This window comes from Dietzia aurantiaca (genome assembly GCF_021033825.1).
GTDB classification, from domain to species: Bacteria; Actinomycetota; Actinomycetes; order Mycobacteriales; family Mycobacteriaceae; genus Dietzia; species Dietzia aurantiaca.
The window spans coordinates 473,746-496,467 of the sequence record NZ_JAIFXZ010000001.1; the positions used below are offsets into that span (position 1 = coordinate 473,746).

The 22,722-nt window shown below is 70.9% G+C and carries 16 protein-coding genes; 3 read left to right on the forward strand and 13 right to left on the reverse strand.

Annotated features, from left to right (window positions below; genetic code table 11):
• Positions 1 to 13: 13 nt before the first annotated feature.
• Positions 14 to 3,472, reverse strand: a complete 3,459-nt coding sequence (locus tag K3888_RS17795; protein ID WP_230928600.1) for a DEAD/DEAH box helicase — start codon at positions 3,470 to 3,472, stop codon at positions 14 to 16.
• Positions 3,473 to 3,686: 214 nt separating this feature from the next.
• Here K3888_RS17795 and K3888_RS02325 point away from each other — a divergent pair, with 214 nt between their 5' ends.
• Positions 3,687 to 4,958: a hypothetical protein gene (locus K3888_RS02325; protein WP_230928601.1), complete on the forward strand. Its 1,272-nt coding sequence runs from the start codon at positions 3,687 to 3,689 to the stop codon at positions 4,956 to 4,958.
• On the opposite strand, the gene K3888_RS02330 is transcribed toward K3888_RS02325, so the two are convergent.
• Positions 4,935 to 5,996, reverse strand: a complete 1,062-nt coding sequence (locus K3888_RS02330; protein WP_230928602.1) for a DUF368 domain-containing protein — start codon at positions 5,994 to 5,996, stop codon at positions 4,935 to 4,937. The two genes, K3888_RS02325 and K3888_RS02330, sit on opposite strands and share 24 nt — an antisense overlap.
• Before the next feature lie 154 nt (positions 5,997 to 6,150).
• On the opposite strand from K3888_RS02330, the gene K3888_RS02335 reads away from it, so the two are divergent.
• Both K3888_RS02335 and K3888_RS02340 read left to right on the forward strand, forming a co-directional pair.
• Positions 6,151 to 6,828 (forward strand): hypothetical protein, encoded by a 678-nt coding sequence (locus K3888_RS02335; RefSeq protein WP_230928603.1) that lies wholly within the window; start codon positions 6,151 to 6,153, stop codon positions 6,826 to 6,828.
• 94 nt (positions 6,829 to 6,922) lie between these two features.
• Positions 6,923 to 8,266, forward strand: a complete 1,344-nt coding sequence (locus tag K3888_RS02340; protein WP_230928604.1) for an FAD-binding oxidoreductase — start codon at positions 6,923 to 6,925, stop codon at positions 8,264 to 8,266.
• A gap of 40 nt (positions 8,267 to 8,306) precedes the next feature.
• Here K3888_RS02340 and K3888_RS02345 read toward each other — a convergent pair whose 3' ends face one another.
• From K3888_RS02345 to gdhA, 11 genes are all read right to left on the reverse strand, one after another.
• On the reverse strand, positions 8,307 to 9,320 hold the full coding sequence (locus K3888_RS02345; RefSeq protein WP_230928605.1) for a hypothetical protein: 1,014 nt from the start codon (positions 9,318 to 9,320) through the stop codon (positions 8,307 to 8,309).
• The gene (locus K3888_RS02350; protein ID WP_230928606.1) at positions 9,317 to 10,174 is read right to left on the reverse strand and encodes a carbon-nitrogen hydrolase family protein; all 858 of its coding nucleotides are present in this window, start codon (positions 10,172 to 10,174) and stop codon (positions 9,317 to 9,319) included. The genes K3888_RS02345 and K3888_RS02350 overlap by 4 nt, the downstream gene beginning before the upstream one ends.
• 113 nt (positions 10,175 to 10,287) lie before the next feature.
• On the reverse strand, positions 10,288 to 12,912 hold the full coding sequence (locus K3888_RS02355) for an AMP-binding protein (protein ID WP_230928607.1): 2,625 nt from the start codon (positions 12,910 to 12,912) through the stop codon (positions 10,288 to 10,290).
• Positions 12,913 to 12,992: 80 nt separating this feature from the next.
• Positions 12,993 to 14,093 carry an ABC transporter ATP-binding protein gene (locus tag K3888_RS02360; protein ID WP_230928608.1) on the reverse strand — a complete coding sequence of 367 codons (1,101 nt, stop codon included), beginning with the start codon at positions 14,091 to 14,093 and terminating at the stop codon, positions 12,993 to 12,995.
• The gene (locus tag K3888_RS02365; protein ID WP_372459514.1) at positions 14,090 to 15,580 is read right to left on the reverse strand and encodes an ABC transporter permease; all 1,491 of its coding nucleotides are present in this window, start codon (positions 15,578 to 15,580) and stop codon (positions 14,090 to 14,092) included. The genes K3888_RS02360 and K3888_RS02365 overlap by 4 nt, the downstream gene beginning before the upstream one ends.
• Positions 15,581 to 15,709: 129 nt before the next feature.
• Positions 15,710 to 16,735, reverse strand: coding sequence for an iron ABC transporter substrate-binding protein (locus tag K3888_RS02370; protein ID WP_372459515.1), 1,026 nt, complete (start codon positions 16,733 to 16,735; stop codon positions 15,710 to 15,712).
• A 66-nt stretch (positions 16,736 to 16,801) separates the two neighbouring features.
• Positions 16,802 to 17,230 (reverse strand): heat shock protein transcriptional repressor HspR, encoded by a 429-nt coding sequence (locus K3888_RS02375; RefSeq protein ID WP_230928610.1) that lies wholly within the window; start codon positions 17,228 to 17,230, stop codon positions 16,802 to 16,804.
• Positions 17,227 to 18,408, reverse strand: coding sequence for a molecular chaperone DnaJ (gene dnaJ, locus K3888_RS02380; RefSeq protein WP_230928611.1), 1,182 nt, complete (start codon positions 18,406 to 18,408; stop codon positions 17,227 to 17,229). The genes K3888_RS02375 and dnaJ overlap by 4 nt, the downstream gene beginning before the upstream one ends.
• Positions 18,409 to 18,513: 105 nt before the next feature.
• Positions 18,514 to 19,092 (reverse strand): nucleotide exchange factor GrpE, encoded by a 579-nt coding sequence (gene grpE, locus K3888_RS02385; RefSeq protein WP_230928612.1) that lies wholly within the window; start codon positions 19,090 to 19,092, stop codon positions 18,514 to 18,516.
• Positions 19,089 to 20,942, reverse strand: coding sequence for a molecular chaperone DnaK (gene dnaK, locus K3888_RS02390; RefSeq protein WP_230928613.1), 1,854 nt, complete (start codon positions 20,940 to 20,942; stop codon positions 19,089 to 19,091). The genes grpE and dnaK overlap by 4 nt, the downstream gene beginning before the upstream one ends.
• Positions 20,943 to 21,330: 388 nt before the next feature.
• Positions 21,331 to 22,680: an NADP-specific glutamate dehydrogenase gene (gene gdhA, locus K3888_RS02395; RefSeq protein WP_230928614.1), complete on the reverse strand. Its 1,350-nt coding sequence runs from the start codon at positions 22,678 to 22,680 to the stop codon at positions 21,331 to 21,333.
• Positions 22,681 to 22,722: the final 42 nt, after the last annotated feature.

Genomic DNA, 22,722 nt, shown 5'->3' on the forward strand with positions numbered 1-22,722 from the left:
GCCCGCAGCACCGCTACTCGAGCAGCCCCCGCAGGTCGTCGGCGGTCAGGGCGGCGGAGAAGTGCTCGCCACTGTCCAGCACGGAGGCGAAGAGCTCGGCCTTGCGCTGCTGGAGTTCCACGACGCGCTCCTCGATGGTGTCGCGGGCGACCATCCGATAGACCAGCACCGGGCGGGTCTGGCCGATGCGGTGAGCCCGGTCCACGGCCTGCGCCTCGGTCGCCGGGTTCCACCACGGGTCCAGCAGGAACACGTAGTCGGCGCCCACCAGGTTGAGCCCCACTCCGCCGGCCTTGAGGCTCAGGCAGAACACCTGCGCCCCGCCTTCGGTGAACTGCCCTACGGCCCCGGCGCGGTCGGTGGTCTTTCCATCGAGGTGCGCCACCGTGATCCCCTCGGCCCGCAGCCGGTCCACGACGGTGTCGAGATAGGTGGTGAACTGACTGAACACCAGCGCGCGATGCCCCTCGGCCACCACCTCACGCAGCGAGGCCACCAGCTCGTCCGTTTTGGCGGACGCGATATGCGCGTGGTCCGGATCGATCAGCGACGCGTCCAGGCAGAGCCTCCTCAGCACGGTGAGGCCGGCGAGGATAGAGATGCGGTTGGCGTCGAAGTCGTCCAGCAACGCCAGCAGTGAGGCCCGCTGCCGGGCGAGCTCGCGGTCGTAGATCCGGCGGTGCGCGGCCGAGAGGTCGACCTCCATCACCGCGTCGGTGCGCGGTGGCAACTCCCCGGCCACCAGTTCCTTCCGACGGCGGAGCAGGAACGGCCGCAGTCTGCGCCGCAGCCGCTGCAGCGCCTCGGCGTCGCCGTTCTTCTCGATGGGGGTGCGGTAGAGCGCCCGGAACTCCTTGGCATCGGGCAGCACTCCCCGGCAGGACAGTGCTGCCACCGCCCAGAGTTCGGTGAGGTTGTTCTCCATCGGTGTGCCGGTGACCGCCAGCAGGAAATCCGCCCGCAGCCCGGCGAGCGCGGCGAAGAGCTTGGACGACGGGTTCTTGGCCTGCTGCGCCTCGTCGAGGAACACTCCCGCCCACGGCACGCCCGCGTACGACTCGGCGTCCAGGCGCAGTACGGTCGCGGAGGTCACCACGATGTCTGCCGCGGCCGCGTCTTCGGCGACCGTGGTGGCGGACTTGGTCTCCGTCGCCGACCGCCGGGCGACCCGCAGGGAGGGGACGAACCTGCGCGCCTCCGCCTCCCAGTTCGGGACGACCGAGGAGGGTGCCACCACGAGGAACGGCCCCGGCGCGGCGTCCTCGGACGCGGCCGCGGTCTCGTGGGCGTGCGCGATGAGCGCCAACGACTGGATGGTCTTGCCCAGGCCCATGTCGTCGGCGAGGATCCCGCCGATCCGGTGCCGCCACAGCATCGCCAGCCAGTTCAACCCGTGCTGTTGGTACTGCCTCAGCTCGGCCTCCAGCATGGCCGGCGCCGGTACCGGCTCAGGGGTGTCGGAGGCCAGCTCGAGCAGTGCCTTGGCGCGGCCGGTGGGCGGGGCCAGGTCGTCTGCCAGTTCGGCCAGGTCCGCCAGCAGTCCCGCCTGCCCCAGGCCGATACGCAGGCCGGTGCCGTCCGGCTCGCGGCCGGCCCGGTCGGCCGACGCCGCGATCGCCTCCTCGAGCAACACCCGTAGTTCGCCGAACCGTTCCAGATCGACCGACACCAAAACGCCGTCGGCGGTGACGAACTCCTCCTGGCCGGTGACCACCGCCTGGAACACCGTCGCGAACGGCACAGGCCGGCCTTCGACGCTCACGGACACCGACAGTCCCAGCCAGTCGATGCCGGATCCGTCCTCCTCTGTTGCCACGGACACGCGCAGCCCCTCGGTGGCCCGCCGGATCTCCGGCACCTCCTCCGCCACGGACACACTGACCCCGTCCAGCGCCTCCAGCGCGGCCACGCCCTCCGCGAGCAGGGACCCGGCGTCCTGACCGGAGACCCGGAATTCACCGATGGCGAACGTCCACCCGTACTCCGTGCCCGCCACCGCCGCGGCCAGGGCGACGCAGGGCTGATCCTCGATACCGAGCACGCCCGCACTCAGGTCCTGCTCGGACAGTGGTTGCCTGCGCCCGGCCTCGGTCCCGTCCGCCATCCGCCACACCTCGACGCGATGCCACTGCAGAACGAGCTCCAGCACGGCGCCCGGCTGTGCCCCGGCACGCGGGCCGGACACACGACCCCGCGGCCGCTCCTGAGCACGTCCCGCGTCGCCGCCGAGGTAGGGACGGATGGTCAGTTCCAACTCCACGCGGGCGAACTCGGGAAGTTCCAGGCGGCCCACGCGGTCGATCACCGGGAAGCGCTCGACCAGGTCGGGAAGGAACTCCGCACAGAACTCGGCGACCGCCTCGTCGGGGATTCTCAACGAGCGCCACCTGCGCAGCCGCTCGGCCACCCCGGGCTCCAGCCGCCCCACCGGGCAGAGCTCCAACACCCGGCCGCTGATCACCGCGACCATGTCCCCGCGCTCACCCACGAGAGCGCCGGGCAGGGGGCGTCCGAACTCGTCGTCGTCACGGTCGTCGTCATGGTCATCGAGGTCGCCGTGGTCGCCGTTGTCGTGGTTGTCCTCGTCGTGGTCGTCGTCACCACCATCCGGGCCGCCGGCACTGTCCCGCGGCACCTCTGCCGCGGCGACCACGACCAGCTCCGACCCGTCCGGACTCCACGTGGTCAATCCGACGCGGCGCGGCGGGCCGGGCCGGACGTCGAGCAGCCCGTCGCCGGGGACGATCTCCACGTCGGCCTCCGCCGCCGTGGCGAACAGGGGCCAGAGCGCGGGCACCTCGGCATCGCACAGATCGAGCCAAACACGGGCCTGACGATGGCTGCGCGCGAGGGCGTCGACGGCCCGGAACCACCCGGACTGCGCGTGAGACATCCCGCCGTCCCATCCGTACCGCAGCTGGTCCCACTCCACACCCGCCGACTTCCAGCGGCCGCCCTTGCCCGGCACCACGATCCGGGCCTTGAGCCGGTTGCCCAGGCCCGGCTGGATGCCACCCGAGCCGTCCCCGAGGTCGGAATCGTCCGCCACCAGCGACAACTGGAGCCCGATCACCGGAGCCTCGACAACACGCGGGTGGTGCATCTCGAGCGACTTCACGGACTCTTGCGCCAGCCTGCGCCACTCCGGGATGTCCGCGTGGTGGCGCCTCTGCTCGCCCACGAACAGCAAGAGCGCCGCGGCATGCTTGCATTTCAGCGCGACCGGACACGAGCAGATCGAGCGGGTGGGCCGGGCCGAACCGTCCGGGTCCGGAGCCGTGAGGTGGACGGTCGTGGAGTACCACCGGGAGCCGCTGCCCCTGACCTCGGCGGTGAACCGACGGTCGTCGGAGTGATAGGAGACGCGCCGGAGCCTGTCCGCGTTCGCGTAACCGCGGGCGCGCCCCAGCGCGGCCGAGCCCACGAAGGACTCGATCTCGGACTCGGGGACCCACACGTCGGACTGGAGCACGCCGCCAGGCTAGAGGACGACGACGACAACGCGACCCGCCGCTGGGCCCCGCGGCCCGTCCCTGTGGAGACGGACGGGGCTGTGGATGGCCGGAGGCTGCAGCCTGTCGGACTGCGGCGCTACTGTGTCGACACCCGGTCGGATCGATCGTGATCCACCATGCTCGATGCACATCCGAGACCGGCCGGTCTCACCAGACTCGCCAGGAGGCTCAATGACCACCCACGGGGGAGAGCCGGTTCCGCTCGCCGCCGCCCTCGATGCGCTGCGCATGACCGGAATGGGGTCCCCCCGCGCCGAATCGCGCCATGGCGAACCGCCCCGCGCCGACGGTGCGGATCCCACCGCCGGGCCCGCACAGGTCGCCGCGCACTGGCCGGACGGGCCCGGTCGAGTTCTCGAGCGCACCGACGCCCTTGCGCTGTCGGAGGTCGAGTGGGATCGGGACGTCGTGTTCGACGCTGTCCGCGAGGTCGCCGCCCTGGCGCACCTCGAGTACACACGAATCCGCCTGATCGAGGACCCGGCCGAGTTCCCCGTGGACCCGGAGGCGTTCGCCGAGCTGCGCCGCGACGAGCGCTCGGAGAACCCCCTGCGCATGGGGTGGGTGCGCCACCTCGGGATCCTGGCCGACCGGCGGCTCGTGCGCCGGCTGCGCGAGTGGACGGCGACGCACAGCCGCACCGCGGACCCGGCCCCGGGCGGAAGCGACGGCCCCGGACACATCGTGAGTGCCTACGCCGAGGCCGGGCGTTGGGTGGAGAACGACGGGGTGTTCGAGGGGATCCTGCTGTCGCCGGTCACCGACCTCGTGGAGGCCTATGTCGGGTTCATGATCGACCAGGGCGCGGCCGGATGGGATCACGACTGGCATCCCCGGGACGGGGTGATCGAGGAGTTCGGGACGGACCTGGAGATCGGCCGGCTCCTGACCGACGCGTTCGGTGCGGGGCTGGGCTATCTCGCGCTGGTGGACGGCGAGATCGCGGTCGCTCGGCGACCGGTCCTGCGTCTACTCGAGGCCCCGGGAGTAGACGGGCGGCCACGGTTTCACCACGAATGCGGACCCGCCATCGAGTTCGCCGGCGGCGCCGGGCTGCACTTCCTCAAGGGTGTCCTCTTCCCGGGCTGGACGCACCGGGCGATCGTCGACGGCGCGCTCACCATGCGGTACCTCCGCGACATGGAATGCCCGGACGTGAGAATCGCCGCGTATTCGTCCATGCCGCCGGCGGCGCTCCTCGACGGCCTCGACCCCGCACTCGTGGACATGGGCGCCGAGGGCACACTGCTGTACCGGATCGACGCCATGCCCGATCATGACCGGCCGGTCTGGTACACGGTGACGACCGACCCGTCCACGAACCGCGAGCGCGGCGAGTTCGTCCCACCCGAGGTGGGAGCACTGGAGTCGGCGGACGCCGCCCGGGCCGCGGCCCTGGGCCTCTCCGTCGAGGACTACCTACGCATGATCCTCGAGGGCTGATCCGTCGGCAGCCCGGCGGGACAGCACGTGCTCGGCGACGATCACCAGGGCCACGAGGATCGCGCCGCCGATCGCGGCGGCCACCACGATGAGCCAGTCGTCGCCGGGGCCGAAAACTGCGCCGACCTCGTCGTCACGCCACGGCCACAGGGCGCGCAGCGAGCCGATCATGAGGCCCACCATGACGATCAGCGTGGGCTTGCGGAAGTCCTCGAGCAGGCGGTCGAGGACCTTGACGAACAGCGCGATCCCCACAAACGCGCCGGCGATGAACACCGCGATGTACGGGATGTTCCGGTCGCTGACGGCGTTCATCGTGGGCACGTACAGGCCCAGCGCCATCAGCAGGAACGAGCCGGACATCCCCGGAAGCACGAGCGCACAGATCGCCACCGCTGCCGCGACGAACACCAACAGGTAGGACGGGTTCTCGATCTCGCCGCGGGGCAGACTGGTCAGGGAGAACGCCAGCACGGCGCCGCCGACCAACAGCAGTGCGAGCACCCACGTTCGTCCCCCCGGGGTCTGGCGGGCCATGCTCCACGGCACGAAGATACTCGCGGCCACCATGCCGAGGAACAGGCCGCTGGAGATCTCCGGCTGGTTCTCGACGAAGTCTCCCAACACGCCGGCCATGGTGAAGACCATGGCGAGCATGCCCAGCGCGAGAAGCCCGAGCAGCCACCAGTCGGCGTGCCGGAACGCGGCCCTGGTCCGGACCGCCCGGCCCTTACCGAGAATCGCCGAGCGCATGCCGTCGACGATGTGCGCGCCGGTGTCGAGCAGACGCGGGTACACGCCCACGACCAGCGCGACCGTGCCACCCGAGATACCCGGGACCAGCTCGGCCATACCGATCAGGGCGCCTCGCAGCACATTGCCGACCGCCTCGACCGGGCCGGGCCGGCCGGGGACGGGGCTGGCGGGATCGAGATCGGAGTCCGCAACGGGGTCGTGGTGCACCGACTCGGCGGGCACGGTGCCGGCGGACATGGCGTCGACGGGCTCGGAGTCGGGACGGGGAGGCTCGACAGACATCCCTCTACCTTCCCCGAAGAACCGCCCGGGCGGCTAACCACCACCCGGTTCGCCGCAGGAAGTGTGACCAACCCGTCACCGCCGAGGCGACTAGAATCGATCTGCAGATCCGCGCCCTCCTCGCGCGCGGGCCGGCGGGAAAGGAGCGTGCGCCATGCCGATGCACTATCCCCCGCTCGCCGACGGCACCTACCGCTACGGCGACGAGCCCCGTCCGCTGCCCTCCCCCGAGCCCGGCCCCGACACGGTGTCGCCGAACGCGCCGCCGCCGACCGTTGCCGGCCTCCCCGGCGATGCACCACCTCCCGCGGCGCCCGCCGGATCCTCCCGCCCGCGCGGAACCGTCGCCGCCGTCGCGATCGTGGGCGGGCTCGCGCTCGTCGTCGTCGCCGTCGTCGGCATGGCACTGTTCGGTCCCGGCGCCGACCGCAGCGGTCCCGCCGACACCATCCGTGGTCCGTTCCCCGGCTCCGGCCCCGCGCAGGCGCCGATCCCCGGCCCGGGCGAGTTCACCGTCGACGGCACGTTCACCGTCGTGTCCACGCCCGCCGACCCCGTCTCCGGCGACCGCGCCGGCTGCGACATGCCCGACTCCCTGTCCGACATCGGCGAGGGCACGCCCCTCACCCTCGTCGAGGACCACACCGGCCGCGAGATCGACGCCCGCCTGGCCTACGACGGCGGCGACCTGTCCTCCTGCATGTTCACCTTCCAGTTCCCCGACGTCACGCCGGACGGCACGCTGTACCTGATCGAGCTCCCCGGCCGCGGCCAGCTGGTCTACACCGAGGACGAACTGCGCGCGGGCGTCGACATCTCGTTGGGCCGGTGAGCCCGCCGCCGCGGCTAAGCTGAAGACCACGCCCGACGACGACAGCCACGGCCAACGGGAGTACCAGACGACGACGTGACGGGAGGCGCATCAGGTGGGCAGCAAGAAGCGCGGACCGGAGGACGCGAGCGGCATGGAGTTCCCGGGCGGCGCGGACCGTGTGGACGACGATTACCGCCTCCCCGACGTCGAGGAGGTCGTCGACGACATCGATCTGGAGCCCTACCTCGATCAGCGCCACGACCCGCTGGCCGGGCCGCTCGACGAGCCCGCCGCCGTCGATGTCTCCGCGCCCCCGCTGCTGGTGCTGCGCGACCTGCTGAACGACGAGCGCTTCCCCGAGATGTTCCACCGCGCGCTACGACACGCCGACCCCGACTTCCGTGAGTTGTTCCCGCGCGACGCCGGGCCGGTGCTGCGCGAGTTCGTGCGGGCGATGTCGTGGGCGCTGGTCACCACCGAGGAGGCACGGGGCGACCGGACGAAGGTCGAGGAGGTCGTCGACTTCGCCCGGCACCTGGGCGCCGACCACCGCAAGCTCGAACTCGCACCCCGGCACCATCAGCGTTTCGGGGAGGCGCTCACCAACACGCTGCGGCATCTCGCCGGGTGGGGCTGGGACGACAGACTGCAGACGACGCTGACCACCGCGTACCGGGTGCTGTCGTCTGCACTTCAGCAGGGAGCCGGACAGGAGGACGGGCCCGCACGCGTCGGCGCGACCGTCGTGGAGGTGCTGCGCCCCACCCGGGACATCGCGGTGGTGCGGCTGATCAGCGACACCATGATCGACTACCACCCCGGCCAGTACCTGAGTGTGCTCACGCCGTACTCGCCCGGCGTGTGGCGGCGGCTGAGCCCGTCGATCCCCTCGAACCCGGCGGGGCAGATCGAGTTCCACGTCCGCGACGTGCCGGGCGGCGAGCTCAGCGGCTCGCTGGTGCGTGGCGTCGGCGTGGGCGACCGATGGGTGCTGGCCCGGCCGCTCGGCATGCTCGAGGTGGACCGCACCGAGCCGTTCCGGGATGTGCTGATGATCGCCGGCGGCACCGGGATCGCGCCGCTTCGCTGCCTGGTGCTGGACATGCTGCGCCACGGCCAGAACCCGCGCGTGCACCTGTTCTACGGTGCCCGGTTCCCCGGCGACCTGTACGACCTGCCGACACTCGTCGACCTCGCGGCCACGTCCCCGTGGCTGACCATCCAGCCGGTGTCGGAGGAGGACGAGGATCCGTGGTGGGCCGGCCCCGCCGAGGAGCTCCCCCGGACGCTGCACCGGCGCCAGACCGGGACCCTCGTCGACGCGGTCACCCGCTGGGGCTCGTGGGCGGACCGCCAGGTGATCATCGCCGGCTCGCCGGACATGCTGCGCGCGACCGTCCGCGGCATGGTGGCCGCCGGCACCCCGCGCGAGAACATCGACTTCGACCGCCCCTGAGGCGCCGCCTCGACGGCCCCTGCCTCAGACGTCGGAAGCCTCAGACGCCGGCGTTGCCGTCAGCTTTGCGGTTCGCGACCGCATCGTCGCCGCCGTCCTCCCCCTCGCCCTCGTCCGGATCGGCGGCCGCGCCGCTGAGCGACCGGCTCGTGGTGGTCGTCGAGGTGCCCGACGTGGTGGTGCCCGACGTGGTGGTGCGGGTCGTCGCGCTCGTCGTGGGGCTGGTCGTGGAGGAGCTCGTCGTGCGACTGGTCGTCACGCCGCAGGGCTGGAACACGCGACGGAACTGGTCCGGCACACCCAGCTGTTCGAGCTGCTCCCGGCACACATCAGAGGCCGGGGCCGCAAGGAATTCCCAGTGGTCCTCGCGCCAGGTGTACAGCTCGCTCTCGCCCCCATCGCGCGTGACCAGCAGGAACTGCGGATCGCACTCGCGCACCCTGGTTCCCTCGCCGAGCTCGTCCGCCACGAAACCCGCAGTGCACCGCTGTGCGGCGGTCGGCGGCCCTGTCGTGGTGGGCGTGGTCGTGGTCGGGGTGCTGCGCGTGGTCGAGGTGACCGTCGACCGGGTGGGCGTCGTGGTGGGCGTGGCGATCTGGTCGTCGCTGTTGCTGCGCGAGGCCAGCCACACCACGGTGCCGGCGACCAGCACCACCGCGAGCAGCGCCGCGACGATCATCCACGGCGTCGGGTTCCGGCCGCCGTCGTCGTCCCGGCCGCCACCGCCCGATCCGGGCCCCTCGGGCGGGACGTCACCGGGCGGCGGGCCGTCGCCGGCCGGGATCTCGCCCGTGGGAGCCGGCCCGCCGGCCGCGATGCCGGCCGTGGGAGTCGGACTGCCGGATTCGTCGCCGTACTGCGACCACGCCGCCGACCCGGGGCCCGACTCGACCGGCGGCAGCGCGCTGGTCGGCGGGTCGGCCGGTGGGAACTGCTGCGTGGGCGGGTCGCCGCCCTCGTTCGCGGCGGGCGGGAACTGTTCGGTGGGAGGATCGGCGGGGCCGTCGCCGTCGCGGGAATCGCCGCCCTCGCGCGGATCGCGCGGTCCGGTCACCGCCCCACCCCCGCGGCCGGCTCTTCGGTGACCCGCCCGTTCGCGAGCACGGGGACCGCCTTCCGTATGCGGCTGACCTCGTCGTCGTCGACCTCCACCACCAGCAGCCCCGAGCCCCGCGCGGCGATCTCCTCACGCACGGTCCCGTCCGGCCCCACGAGCAGCGAGTGACCGATGCCGGTCGGCGCGCCCTTCTTCACCTCGACGCCCTCCACCTCGGGATCCGCCTGGTCCACGGCGAGCAGGAACGTGGTGGCGTCCAGCGCGCGGGCGCCGGCCAGCAACCGCCACTGGTCTACCTTGCCGGGCCCTGACCCCCACGACGCGCTGCACAGCGTCAGGCGCGCGCCGTCGGCCGCGAGGCGCCGGTACTGGCCGGGGAAGCGGATGTCGTAGCAGACGCTGAGCCCGATCCCCACGCCGTCGATGGTCACCACGCGCGTGGTGTCGCCGGGCTCGACCGTGTCGGATTCGGCGAACCCGAACGCGTCGAACAGGTGGATCTTGTCGTAGCCGAGGTGGAGGTCCTCGCCGGCGCCGCCCTCGCCGTCCCCGGCCGGCCCGGTGACCAGGAGGGTGTTACGCACCCTGCCGCCCTCGCCGGGGGTGAACATGCCGACGACGACGACAACCCCGTACTCACGCGCGACCTCGGCCACCGCGGTCGCCCACGGGCCGTCGACGGGTTCGGCGATCTCGTCCAGCCGACCGGCGCCGAATGCGCGCATGGTGGCCTCGGGGAACACCACGAGGCGGGCCCCCCGGCCGGCGGCCTCGGCCACCCGCTCGCGAACCTTGCGCAGATTGTCCTGCGGGTCGCGTCCGGACAGGATCTGGGCGGCGGCGATGCGCACGGCGGGCCTCCTCGTGGGCTGCGGTCGGTTCCGGGGTGGTCCACCCGGGGCCCGACGGGTTTCTGACCAGTGGCCCGCGAACCGGGCGGGGCGCGGTCGAACTGCGCTCGAGGCTACCTGTCTCGGCAGCCGCACTGCCGCCGGTCGGCCACGCGCCGGGTCACCCGCGCGCCGGCCTCCCACAGCCACCACGCGGCGATTCCCACGGCGAGCGACAGCGCGAACGAGAGCCACTCGTGGCCGGCGTCGCGGATCGGCGGGTAGACGAGGAAGTGGGTGAGGTAGATGAATAGTGACGCCGCGGCGAGCGGGGTCACCAGCCGCACGACCGGTCGCGGCAGACGGACGGCCGGGACCCAGATCACGGCCAGCAGGCCGACGATGATCACGAGCTCACGCGAGGGGTGGCCGAACCAGCCGGGCACGCACGCCACCACGACCGCCGTGCAGGCCAGCCGCACCCACACCGGGTTGCCACGCACCTGCTCGGTCCTCGCGATCGCCCAGCCCAGCCCGAACAGCCACAGCACCGCCGGCGCCGAGTACCAGACCATCGGACCACCGCCGAGGTCGATCACGGTGAAGCGCACCAGCAGACCGGCCGCGATGAGCGCGGCAGGGAGCGCGAAGGGATGGCGCCGGTCCAGGCGGCTGACGGCCGGGATCGCCATGAGCGCGGCCACGCCGAGGGTCAGATAGACCGCGGCCTCGATGAACCACATCTGCCACGGGTTCCACCAGCGGTCGTCCGACCACGAGTGCGGGCCGAAGAGGTGCGTGGCCAATAGCGGCGAGTACCAGTGATACCTGCTGGTCAACGGGGTGACGATGAGCAGCCACACGACGGCCGGCACCGCGATCCGCCCGGCAGTCCGCAGGACGCCGAGCGCCCGTTCGCGCGTGTCGGCGGAGTGGAGCCGGAACCGGGCGAGCGAGTAGCCGGCCAGCGCGATCAGGACGTGGGCGCCGCCATAGATCGCGAAGGCACGCGTGTGGCCGCCCACGATCGTGAGGATGAAGACGGCGCGCAGCAGCACAGAGGTGTCGACCCTGGCCCACGCTCGCCACGGCGTCCACCGTGCGGCGGGTGCGGCCGTCGGCGCGGCGGCGAGCGCATCCAATTCGGCGATCGGGCGCAGGTGCCAGTCTCGCGGTAGCCCCGGCACGGTCTCCTCGAGCCTGGTGGACAGGACCACGTAGGTCAACGAGTCGCCGCCGAGGTCGACGAAGGTGGCCTCCGGCGGGCACGAGTCCAACCCGAGCGCGTGGGCGACGAACGCGCTGGGCGTTCCGGCGTCGGATCCGCCGGGCGAGCGGTCCCGCTCGGCGACGAGAGTGCGCAGCGCGGCCTGGTCCACCTTGCCGGAGGAGGTGCGTGGAGGTTCGACGACGAGCACCTCCACCGCGGACGCCGGCAGTCCCGAGGCGGACGCTGCTGCCGACACCAGATCCGGCGTGGACTCCCGGACGACCGCCACGAGCCGGTCCGGCTCGCCGACGCACCAGGCGTCGAATCCCCGGTCGGCCAGGGTGGCCTCGACGCGCCCGAGGTCGATGCGGTGGCCGAAGATCTTGGTCTCGCGACCCATTCGTCCCACGATCTCGACGAGTCCGTCGCTCGCGATCCGGGCGAGGTCTCCGGTGCGCAGTTCGCTCAGTTCGTGGCCGTGTGCCAGGTGGGACGGGGCCACCGCGTAGCCCATCATCACGTTGGGGCCTGTGTACACCAGCTCGCCGGGCTCATCCGGGTCGGCGCCCTCGAGGGTGTCCACCCGGAAGGAACCGCCGGGGATCGCGATGCCGATCGCCCCGGCGCGGCGTCGGGCCAGGTGTGGCGGCAGGTAGCCCATGCGGGCGGTGGCCTCGGTCTGGCCGTACATGACCACGAGGTCGGCACCGCGTCCCTCGAGGTACGCCGCCACGCGACGCACGGACTCGGGGGCCAGTCGGCCGCCCGCCTGGGTGAGGTAGCGCAGGTGCGGGAGTCGGTCGAGCTGATCGAGGCCCACGCGCTCGATGAGCTCGATGGTGTGCGGCACCGCCGCGAAGGTCGTCACCGCCTTTTCCGCCGCGCGGTCCCAGAACTCCGGGGTGGACACCGAGTCGGCGTTGAGCACCACCGAGGCCCCGCGGAGCAGGTGGCTGTGCAGGACCGACAGCCCGTAGCAGTAGTGCGGGGGCAGCGTAGTGATGGCACGGTCCGTGGATTCGATGCGCAGGTACTCCGCGATCGAGCGGGCGTTGGCCAGGACCGCGCGGCGCGACTGACGGACCAGCTTCGGGGCACCGGTGGAGCCGGAGGTGCTCAGCAACAGCGCGAGGTCGGGGTGCAGGTCGTGCTGCGGCGGCGATCTGTGGGCCCCGTCGGGGATCTCCCGGCCGTCGCCGGCGATGATGTCCGGCGTCCATGTGGCGACCAACGCCCCGGTGGCGGCGCCGTCCGGCGGCAGGAGGAGCACGACATGGCCGGCGTCATGGGCAGCGAGGTAGTCGACCAGGAACTCGCTGGTGTTGGCGGCGAGCAACCCGATCATGCGCCGACCGGTGGCCACGTCCGGATAGGCGGCGGCGCGATCGGCCACCCGATGTGCCAGGTCTGCGTAGGTGATCTCACCGTCGAGGGCGACGACAGCGACCGACTCACCCCGTGCAGCCAGCGTGGCGACGATCTCCCGCCGCGCCGGCGGACCGGACGTCTCGAGGGCAGCCCGGGACTGTGCTGCGGGAAGAACCTTCACAGAAGCACTGTATTAGGCAAACCTATCCTCATGAAAATCGTAGATTGCCTGCGCTCTGCACCGGAGCTCTCTCCGTGTGGTCAGCGTCCGCGGACCCGTGCGTCGCCGGCCAGCGAGACGCCCACCTCGTCGTCGACCTCGGGCGCGTCCTGGGGCCGACACCGGGCGACCACCGTGCCCGCACCGGGCACATCGATCTCACACCGGACCGCAGATCCGAGGAACCGCGCGGAGCGGACCACACCGCGCGCCACCGCGTCGTCCGGCGCGCCCAGGATCACCTGCTCCGTCCGCACCGTGAGCGCCACCGGTCCGCCGCCCGGCACGACACCCCCGTCGTCGCGGCCCGACGGTATCGCGATGCGCCCGAGTGCCGTCTCGGCGTAGCTGTCCCGAACCTGCCCGGACAGGTGCACCACTTCTCCGAAGAACTCCGCGGTGCCGTCGTCGGCGGGGTGCAGATACACCTCTCGTGGCCGATCGACCTGCACAAATGCACCGTCGCGCATCACGGCGACGCGATCGGCGAACGAGAGCGCCTCCTCGTGGTCATGGGTCACGAGCAACGCGGTGATCCCGCCGTCGCGCAGGATCTCGCCCACGGCGCTCCTGATCTCGGATCGCAGGCCGGCGTCCAGCGCGGAGAAAGCCTCGTCGAGCAACACCACACACGGCGACTGGGCCAAGGCCCGCGCCACCGACACCCGCTGCTGCTGCCCGCCGGATAACTGGTCAGGTCGGCGCGTGGCCATGTCGGCGTCCAGCGCGACCCGCTCGAGCAGCCCTGCGATCCGGTCCCGGGTCCGCGCCCTGCGTGGCAGACCGAACCCGACGTTCGCGCCCACGCTCAGATGCGGGAACAGCGCACCATCCTGAGGCACGTATCCGATCTGGCGCCTGTGCGCCGGGATTCCGTAGGGCCCGGTGAGTACGCGACCGCCCAGACTGACGCTCCCCGCGTCCGGCTGTTCGAAGCCCGCGATCACCCGCAGCAGAGTCGTCTTACCACATCCCGACGGGCCCACCACGGCCACCGAGCCGCCCGACGGGACGTCCAGGTCGATACCGGCCAGGACAGTGCGGCCGGGGAATGACTTGGTCAGGTTGTGGACGGAAAGCGCTTCGCCACCGGTGGAGGCCGTCCGTTCACAGGACGCCGGAGACGCGTCGCGCGCGCTCACCGTCCACCCGCCGCGGTCTGACGAAGCAGGAGATAGGTCATGGGCGCGGACATCACGATCATGATCATGGCGAAGGGTGCGGCAGCGGCGTAATCCAGGTCCAGCCCGAGCGCCCAGAATCGGGTCGCCAGGGTGCTGGTACCGGCGGGCGAGAGCAGGAGGGTGGCGGTGAGTTCGTTGAGAACCGCGAGGAACACCAGAGCGAAGGCCACCACCATCGAAGGCATCATGCGCCGGATGGTCACCGTGAGGACCGCACGCCACGGCGGGCAACCGAGTGACCGCGCCGCCTCCTCGAGCCGCTCCGGTGCCTGGGCCAGGCCCGCGCGCAGTGTCACGACGGCACGAGGGAGGAACAACAGCACGTAGGCCGCCAGGACCAGCACGACGGTCTGGTAGATCTGCGGCAGCACATGGATGGACACCGTGGTCAGTGCCAGCGCCACCACAATGCCCGGTACCGAGCTCGCGATGTAATTGCCTGATTCGACCAGCCGGGCTGTCGGCCCGGGATAGCGGATGGTCAACCATGCCACGGGCAGCGCCAGCAGCACACAGCCGAGGCCGCCGTAGAACCCGTAGCCGACCGACTGGGCGAACGCCTCGGGCAGATCCGGATTCGCCCACACCTCCGTCCCGCCCACGACGAGCCACCGCCCCACCACGAACACGGGGACGCCGAGCGAGATCACCACCACCGCCAGGGACCCGAGTAGCGCCACCGGGGTCCACCTGCCCAGCCTCACGGGCGGGGTCCGGCGCGCGGCGCCCGCGCCCAGGCGGGCGTACCTGGCCCGGCCGCGGGCGCCTGCCTCCGCCATCAGCAGGGCCAGACACACGAGCACCAGGACACCCGCGAGCACACCGCCCGAGGCCGAGGCGAACGACGACTGGTACTGGTCCACGATCGCCGTGGTGAAGGTGTCGAAGCGGATCATGGAGAACGCGCCGTACTCGGCGAGCAGATGCAGGGCGACGAGCAGTCCGCCGCCGACGACAGCCAGACGCAACTGCGGGACCAGGACGCGGAACACGATGCCCCACCCGTGAACGCCCAGGGATCGGGCCACCTCCTCTTCCGCGGGGTCGATCCACCGCAGCGTAGCGGCCGCAGGGAGATAGACGAGCGGAAAATATGCACAGATCGAGATGAGCACGCCACCGGACAGTCCGCCGATCGACGGATCGATCCCCAGCCAGGCGTAGCTGATGACGAACGCCGGTACCGCCAATGGCGCGGCGAAGAGCACTCCCCAGACCTTCCGGCCGGGCAACGTGGTCCGTTCGACCAGCCAGGCCGCGGCCACACCCAGCACCACGGCGGCCGGGACGGCGACCGCCACCAGCGCGAGGGTGGAGCCGAGAAGCCTCAGGACACGCTCGCGAAACAACAGCTCGGCGACCGCCGACGGACCGATGTCGACGGCGAGCCAGACGATGTACCCCACCGGCAGCAGGAACAGGACCGTGAGCAATCCCACGATCACGGACAGTGCTGGTGGCGGGCGACGCCCCCGCACCCGCGCTGGCGTTCGCCCGGTGCGCGCCGGGGCACCGGGCCGACCGGCCGGGCCGGGTGGCGCTGTGGTCCTCGGGGGCGCGACGGTCGCCACAGATCAGGCCAGACCGAGTGAGATCATCAGATCGGACACCTCCGGGCCGTTGAGGCCTGCCGGGTCGATGTCCGGGGCGTTCAGCTCGGCGAGCGGGACCAGTTCAGGGTTCGCCCCGACGCCCGAGGCGACCGGGTACTCGAAGGAGGAATCCCGCAGGATCTCCTGTCCCTTGGTGGAGGTGATGAACGTCAGAAAGCGCTGCGCTTCCTCGGCGTGCGGGGCGCCCGCGAGCACACCGCCGCCGGACAGGGAGACGAATGACTCCGGGCCCTCGTTTCGGAAGTAGTGCTGCACCACATTCTGCGAGGACTCGCCGGTTCCGGCCTGGTCACCGAAATAGTAGTAGTGGTAGATCACGCCGCCGTCGATCTCACCGGCGTTGACGGCCGCCAGAATGGGTTTGTTGCCCTTGTAGGTCGCGAATGCCCCGTCCGGCCCCTCGAGGGACTCGAGCCAGGCTCGGGTATTCTCTTCTCCGTCGAGTTCGAGCGAGGCGGAGACGATTGCCTGGAAGTCGGCGCCCGCCGGAGCGGCACCCCATCTACCCTGCCAGCGGGGCTCTGCCAGATCGGCAAAAGACTCCGGGAGTTCGGCCTCGGCGACCGCGTCCGGGTTGTAGACGAAGACGGTGGAGCGGGCGGCGACGCCCACCCAGTCGCCGGTGGATGGGCGATACTCCTCCGGGACCTGAGCGAGGGTCTCCTCGGAGACCGGCGCCAGGAGTCCCTCACGGGCGACCATCGACATGGCCGGCGAGTTCTCCGTCAGGTAGAGGTCCGCCCCGGAGGCGTCCCCCTCCGCGACAAGCTGGTTGCCGAGATCGAAGTCGCTACCGTTGCGCAACTCCACCTCGATTCCCGTTTCCTCGGTGAAGGCGTCGGCCCAGTCGCGGGTGAGCGATTCGTGCTGGGCGTTGTAGACGACCAATGCGGCGTCGTCACCTGCGCCGGACAATCCACAGGCAGTCAGAGAGGTGGCCAGCACGGTGGCCAGGGCAACGGCGATGCCGCGGGATCGAAGAATCACGAACGACTCCGGGGGTCGATGTATCAGTATCCCCTGAAATCTAGCATCAGCTTGGTAAGGCTTACCTCAATCACTGTTCCGGTCACGTTCGTGGCGGGGCCGCCAGACCACCACGGAGGTGGAACGCGGCACGTGCACCAACTCGCCGGAGCGGCCGGGCCGCCCCTGCCGTCGCTGCAGGTCGGCGAGCTCGTCGATGAGGTCGGCCACACGACTGCGCAGCGCGTCGACCTGATTGGTCAACTCGATGATCCGCTTGATGCCGGCGAGGTTCACGCCCTCCTCCTGGCTGAGCCGCTGCACCTCGCGCAGCATTGCCACGTCGCGCAGCGAGTAGCGGCGGCCGCCGCCCCGGGTGCGTTCGGGGGTGACGATCCCGAGCCTGTCGTAGGTGCGCAGCGTCTGGGCGTGCAGCCCCGACAGCTCCGCGGCCATGGAGATCACGAGCACGCTGTCGTCGGGACCGAGGTCCTCGACGTCCAGCCGGGGGCTCATGCCGACCCGGCCCAGCCCGACCGCGGATCGAAGCCTGCCGCGCGGAGCGCCTCGTCGTATGCGGCGAGTTCGGCTTCGGCCATCCCGGCGGGGGGCGTGGCCACCCGGAGCGTGACCTTGAGGTCGCCGGTTCCGGACTTGCGTGCGATGCCCCGGCCCCGCACCCGCAGGATCTGGCCGTCCCGCGATCCGGCGGGGACCTTGACGGTCACCCGGCCGGTCAGGGTCGGGACGGACACCTGTGAACCCTGCACGAGCTCGGGGTAGGACACCGGCAGGTCGACCAGTAGGTCCGCGCCGTCGCGCTGGAAGACCGCGTCCTTCTGGACGGTCACCGTGACGTACAGGTCGCCGGAGGGCGCGCCACGGAAGCCGGCCTCGCCCTGTCCGGAGAGCCGGATGCGCTGGCCGTCGGAGACTCCCGCCGGCACCTTGACGTTGATCGTGCGGGTGCGGTCGGTGACGCCGCTGCCTCCGCAGTCGGTGCACGGGTCGTCGATCTTGGACCCGGTACCGCCGCAGTCGGCGCAGGGCTCGGCGAAGCCGAACGCACCCTGGTTGCGCTGGGTGACGCCGGCGCCGTGGCAGGTGCCGCACACCTTGGGGCTGGTGCCGGGCTTGGCGCCGCTGCCGTGACAGGTCAGGCAGGGCGACGCCGAGGAGAGCTTGATCTGGACGGTCTCACCGAGCGCGGCCTCGCGGAACGAGAGCGTCAGCGCGGTCTCCACGTCCTGGCCCCCGCGCGGGCGCTGCGCCCGGGACCGACCGGCCCCGCCGCCGCCGGCGCGTCCCTGGTTGAACAATCCGCCGAACAGGTCGGAGAAGCCTCCGGCCCCACCGGCCGGTCCGCCGCCGCCGAACAGGTCACCGAGGTCGAAATCGCTGGTGGTCGTGTAACCGCCGCCGCCTCCGGGCGCGCTGAAGCCGCCGAACCCGCCCGAGGAGACCTGGGCGCGGAACTCGTCGTACTCCTTGCGCTTGGCCGGATCACCGACGACGTCGTTCGCCTCGCTGATCCGCTTGAACTTCTCCTCGGCCGCGGTGTTACCCGGGTTGGAGTCCGGGTGGTTCTCGCGGGCGAGCTTGCGGTACGCCTTACGGATCTCGTCCTGCGTGGCGGTCTTGGAGACGCCCAGCTCGGCGTAGTAGTCCTTCTCGACCCATTCGCGCTGGCTCACCAGACGCCTCCTTTCTGTCCTGCTCTGTAGTTTCTCAGGTCTGCCGTGGTGTGCAGGTGCGGTCCGCCTGATGCGGGCCGCACCTGCACGTGCCGGTCGCCTCTGTCAGCGGACGATGACCATCGCCGCGCGCAGGGTGCGCTCGCCCATGCGGTAGCCCTTGCGCAGGACGGTGCCGAGCACGGGCTCGCCGCCGTCGGACTCGTCCTGCACGGCCTCGTGCAGGTTCGGGTCGAAGGGGTCGCCCTCCTCGCCGAACTGCTCGACGCCCTGGCCCGCCAGGAGCGCGACCATCTTGTCGGCGAAGGCCTTGAGCGGCCCGTCGGACAGGTCGCCGTGATCGCGGGCGCGGTCGAGGTCGTCCACCACGGGGAGCAGCTCGGAGAGCAGTCCCGCGCGGGCGGCCTCGATGCCGGCCGTACGCTCGCGGTCCATGCGGCGGCGGTAGTTGGCGAACTCCGCCGACACCCGCTGCAGGTCGGCGGTGCGCTCGTCGAGCTGCGCCTGCAGCCCGGACGACGCCTCGTCGACGATCTCTCCCTCGAGCGCACCGTCCCCGCCGGCCGCGGCGGCCTCAGCCGCCGCGGCCTCGTCGGCCACCTCGGCGGCGTCGACGGTCTCGGCGTCGGCACCGGCCCATGCGGCCTTGTCGGTCTCCGGTCCGTCAGCGTGGGGCGAGGTCACTTGGAATCGCTCCCGGTCTCGTCCTCGTCGACGACCTCGGCGTCCACCACGTCGTCGTCATCGGACCCCGCGGATGCGCCCTCCCCGGCCTCGGCGCCCTCGGCCGCGGAGGCCTCGTAGATCGCCTGGCCGACGGCCTGCGCCTCGGTGTTGACCTTCTCGACCGCGGCCTTGATCGCGTCGACGTCCGACCCCTCGAGAGCGGTCTTGGCCTCGGCGATCGCCGACTCGAGCGAGGACTTCTTGTCGGCCGGGATCTTGTCCTCGTTCTCCGAGACGAACTTCTCCGTCTGGTAGATCGTGGACTCGGCCTGGTTGCGGGCGTCCGCCTCCTCGCGACGCTTGGCGTCCTCGGCGGCGTGATCCTCCGCATCCTTGATCATCTGGTCGATCTCCTCCTTGGACAGACCGGAGCCGTCCTGGATGACGATCGTGTTCTCCTTGCCGGTGCCCTTGTCCTTGGCGGTGACGTGGACGATGCCGTTGGCGTCGATGTCGAAGGTCACCTCGACCTGGGGCACGCCGCGCGGAGCGGGGGCGATGCCGGCGAGCTCGAAGGAGCCGAGCAGCTTGTTCTGCGCGGCCATCTCACGCTCGCCCTGGAATACCTGGATCTGCACCGATGGCTGGTTGTCGTCCGCCGTGGTGAAGGTCTCCGAGCGCTTGGTCGGGATGGTGGTGTTGCGCTCGATGAGCTTGGTCATGACGCCGCCCTTGGTCTCGATGCCCAGCGACAGCGGGGTCACGTCGAGCAGCAAGACGTCCTTGACTTCGCCACGGAGCACGCCGGCCTGCAGCGCGGCACCCACGGCGACGACCTCGTCCGGGTTGACGCCCTTGTTGGGCTCCTTGCCCCCGGTGAGCTCCTTGACCAGGTCGGTCACGGCGGGCATACGGGTCGAGCCACCGACCAGGACCACGTGGTCGATCGAGGAGACCGAGATGCCGGCGTCCTTGATCACGGCCTGGAACGGCTGACGGCAGCGATCGAGCAGGTCCTGGGTGATCTTCTGGAACTCGGCGCGGGTGAGCGTCTCGTCCAGGAAGAGCGGGTTCTTGTCCGCGTCGACCGTGATGTACGGCAGGTTGATCGAAGTGGACTGTCCGCTGGACAGCTCGATCTTGGCCTTCTCCGCGGCCTCACGCAGACGCTGCAGGGCCATCTTGTCCTTGGTCAGGTCGATGCCGTTCTGCGCCTTGAACTTCTCGACCAGCCAGTCGACGACCCGCTGATCCCAGTCGTCACCACCGAGGTGGTTGTCGCCCGAGGTCGCGCGGACCTCCACGACGCCGTCACCGATGTCGAGCAGGGAGACGTCGAACGTACCGCCACCGAGGTCGAAGACCAGGATGGTCTGCTCCTGCTCGCCCTTGTCGAGTCCGTAGGCCAGGGCGGCCGCGGTGGGCTCGTTGACGATGCGCAGGACGTTGAGGCCGGCGATCTGGCCGGCGTCCTTGGTGGCCTGACGCTGGGCGTCGTTGAAGTAGGCCGGAACGGTGATCACGGCATCCGTGACGTCCTCACCCAGGTAGGACTCGGCATCCCTCTTGAGCTTCTGCAGCGTACGGGCGCTGATCTCCTGCGGGGTGTAGGTCTTGTCGTCGATCGAATCCGACTTCCAGTCGGTGCCGATGTGCCGCTTGACCGAGCGGATGGTGCGGTCGACGTTGGTGACCGCCTGGTTCTTGGCCGGCTGGCCGACGAGGACCTCGCCGTTCTTGGCGAAGGCGACCACCGAAGGGGTCGTGCGCGACCCCTCGGCGTTGGCGATGACCTGGGCCTCGCCGCCCTCCAGGACCGCGACCGCCGAGTTGGTGGTGCCGAGGTCGATACCGACTGCACGTCCCATGGTGAACTCCTTACTGTTCCCGCGAATGATGACTGCTGTTCAGCGACCCCGACTCAAGTCCGGGGCCCGTCCCTCCACAGTGTGGTGTCCACACTGCCCGCCGTTCGGTGGCGAGTCAACCCGAGTTGAGTCTGGGTCGCTGAGGTTTGACGCTCCGTATAACTGGGAGGCGCAGGATTCCATTCCCGGAGTGAGGCAACTCACACGCAGACCTGCGTCGAACAGACTCAAAGCCGCCCGGGCGAGGCGGACGAGGCCGGGCGCGCACGGCGACAGCGCCGGGAGTGCCGGGCCACCCGCCCCCTGAAATGACGACGACGACGACAACGACGTGGTGGTCGTTGTCGTCGTCGTACTGCCCGTGACCCGGAGGGTCGACGGACTCGGGTCAGATGACGCCCTGGGCCAGCATCGCGTCGGCCACCCGGCGGAACGCGGCGATGTTGGCGCCGGCGATCAGGTCGCCGGGCTGGCCGTACTCCTCGGCGGTCGCGGCGGCGGTCGCGTGGATGTTGGTCATGATGCGGTCGAGCTCGGAGTCGACGCGCTCGAAGTCCCACAGCAGACGGCCGGCGTTCTGCCGCATCTCCAGGCCACTGGTGGCCACGCCGCCGGCGTTGGCGGCCTTGGCGGGGCCGAACAGAATGCCCTTGGCGTGGATGACCTCGATGGCCTCCTCGGTGCAGGGCATGTTCGCGCCCTCGGCGATGAGGCGGCAGCCGTTCTCGGCGAGCGCGCGCGCGGCGTCGCCGTCGAGCTCGTTCTGGGTGGCACACGGCAGCGCGATGTCGCAGTCGACCTCCCACACCGACCGGCCCTCGAAGTAGGTGCAGTTGCCGCGCTCGTCGGCATAGGCCGAGAGGCGCTCGCGGCGCACGTCCTTGATCTCCGACAGCAGGTCCAGGTCGAGGCCGTCCTCGTCCAGCACGTAACCCTGGCTGTCCGAGCAGGCCACGACGGTGGCGCCGAGCTGCGAGGCCTTCTTGGCCGCATAGAGTGCGACGTTGCCCGAACCCGAGACCACGACGCGCGAGCCCTCGAGGGTGAGCCCCGGGCAGTCGCGCAACATCTCGCGGACGAAGTAGACCAGCCCGTAACCGGTGGCCTCGGTCCGCGCCCAGGAGCCGCCGTAGCCGACACCCTTACCGGTGATCACGCCGGCCTCGTTGCGGCCGGTCACCTTGCGGTACTGCCCGTACAGGTAGCCGATCTCGCGACCGCCCACGCCGATGTCGCCGGCGGGCACGTCCAGGTCGGCACCGATGTGGTGGGCCAGCTCCGCCATGAACGACTGGCAGAACCGCATGACCTCGCCGTTGCTCTTGCCGTGCGGGTCGAAGTCGGAACCACCCTTGCCGCCGCCCAGGCCCAGGCCGGTGAGGGCGTTCTTGAACACCTGCTCGAAGCCGAGGAACTTCAGGGTGTCCTCATCGACGGACTTGTGGAAGCGCAGGCCGCCCTTGTACGGACCCAGGTCCGAGCTGAACTGCACGCGGAAGCCGCGCTGGACCTGCACCACGCCGTTGTCGTCCACCCAGGGCACCCGGAAGGAGACCACGCGCTCGGGCTCGATGATGCGCTTGAGGATGCCCCCCTCGACGTACTCGGGGTGCTGGTGCACGACGGGCGCGAGCGACTCGAGGACTTCGTGCACGGCCTGCCGGAAGAGAACCTGTCCGGGATTGCGTCGCACCACTGTGTCGAGAGCCTCGTGGAGTGCGGCGTCTGCGTCGGACATGGGACCTCCGGTCGATATGTATCTGGGGATGACGCGTACGTC